Source organism: Belnapia arida (assembly GCF_016773205.1).
In the GTDB taxonomy this organism is placed as follows: Bacteria; Pseudomonadota; Alphaproteobacteria; order Acetobacterales; family Acetobacteraceae; genus Belnapia; species Belnapia arida.
Genome location: NZ_JAETWB010000247.1, coordinates 1 through 207, shown reverse-complemented (window position 1 = coordinate 207; position 207 = coordinate 1). Strand labels below are relative to the sequence as shown.

General features: G+C 70.5%; 1 pseudogene. It reads left to right on the top strand.

The annotated features are described in order from the left end of the window. A pseudogene (locus tag JMJ56_RS34690) lies at positions 1-207 on the top strand (IS630 family transposase); the annotation flags it as partial.

Below are 207 nucleotides of genomic sequence, written 5' to 3'. Positions count from 1 at the left end.
CACCCACGGCCGGGCGCCCAGGGGTGAGCGGCTGCGAGCACCGATCCACATCGTCATTGGCTGACCACCACCTTCATCGCCGGCCTGCGCAACACCGGCTTGGTCGCGCCGATGGTGCTCGACGGGCCGAAACAACCTCGGCAGCCACAAGGGCGCCGGCGTCGGGCGGCCATCGAGGCCGCAGGTGCCAACCTGCTCTACCTTCCG